This is a genomic window from Bacillus sp. 05T31, assembly GCF_056396725.1.
Window position 1 is genome coordinate 1 of record NZ_JBFTMA010000907.1, and the last position, 1,395, is coordinate 1,395.

3 protein-coding genes are annotated in these 1,395 nt (G+C 34.8%); all 3 read left to right on the forward strand.

What is annotated here, in order from left to right; all coding sequences use genetic code 11:
* The coding region (locus AC1DJR_RS29765) for an HAD family hydrolase (RefSeq protein WP_477004234.1) at window positions 1-378 on the forward strand (378 nt) is incomplete at its 5' end.
* Entirely contained in the window at window positions 375-1,013 is a 639-nt protein-coding gene (locus AC1DJR_RS29770; RefSeq protein ID WP_002128926.1) for a methylthioribulose 1-phosphate dehydratase, read from the forward strand. The genes AC1DJR_RS29765 and AC1DJR_RS29770, both read left to right, overlap by 4 nt.
* A partial coding sequence (locus tag AC1DJR_RS29775) for an acireductone dioxygenase (RefSeq protein WP_477004235.1) occupies window positions 991-1,395 on the forward strand: 405 nt, incomplete at its 3' end. The genes AC1DJR_RS29770 and AC1DJR_RS29775, both read left to right, overlap by 23 nt.

Genomic DNA, 1,395 nt, shown 5'->3' on the forward strand with positions numbered 1-1,395 from the left:
ATATCAGGTGGAATGGATTTCTTCGTCTATCCACTCTTACAAGAAATAATCCCTAAAGAACAAATTTATTGTAATGCAACTGACTTTTCAGGAGAATTTGTTGAAGTKAAATGGCCGCACCCTTGTGACGAGCAATGTCAGCATAGTTGYGGTCTCTGTAAATCATCATTAATTCGTAAACTAAGCTCTAAAGATGATTTTCATATTGTGATTGGAGATTCTATTACTGATTTACAAGCAACAAAACAAGCAGATAAAGTATTCGCCCGTGACTTCCTTATTACAAAGTGTGAAGAAAATCGTATTGCTTATACACCGTTTGAAACATTTCACGATRTTCWAGYYGAAYTAMAACATTTGTTGGAGGTGAAATYATGAAACAACTTTTTCGTCAATGGTATGACTTAAGTGAAATWAAAAAAGAATTAACAACTCGGAATTGGTTTCCAGCAACGAGTGGAAATATTTCTATAAAAGTCAGTCATGATCCCCTTACTTTTCTTATTACAGCAAGTGGCAAAGATAAAACCAAAACCACTCCAGATGATTTTTTATTAGTAAATCATCAAGGAGTTCCCGTTTTAGAAACTGAGTTACGCCCTTCGGCAGAAACAATATTGCATACACATATTTATAACAATACGAACGCCGGGTGCGTACTTCATGTTCATACAACTGATAACAATGTCATCACAAATTTGTATAGTGATGCAGTCACCCTTCAAAATCAAGAGATTATTAAAGCTCTTGATATTTGGGAAGAAGGTGCAACGATTAACATTCCTATTATCGAAAATGATGCTCATATCCCGACGCTTGGAGAGAAATTCCGAAAGCATATACAAGGAGATTCAGGAGCAGTATTAATTCGAAACCATGGCATTACCGTATGGGGCCGTGATAGCTTTGATGCAAAAAAAAGATTAGAAGCTTATGAGTTTTTATTCCAATTTCATATAAAATTATTATCAATTCAAGGAGGCGTTTCTAATGGCGCAAATTCGTATTCATGAGGAAAATACTCGTATTGAAAATGAAGTAGAAGTATCAAACTTTCTACAAGGAGAAGATGTTTTATATGAGAAATGGAATATTTCTAAACTTCCTACTCATTTAAAAGAAAATTACTCCTTAACAGATGAAAACAAAGCTGAAATATTAACGTTGTTTTCAAAAGAAATTGCTGATGTTTCAGAGCGCAGAGGTTATAAAGCATATGATGTGATTTCACTTTCAAATAGCACACCTAACCTTGACGAGTTATTAATTAATTTCCAAAAAGAACACCATCATACTGACGATGAAGTTCGCTTTATTGTCAGCGGTCATGGCATCTTCGCTATTGAAGGAAAAGATGGTCGATTCTTTGACGTTGAACTCGAGCCTGGTGATCTT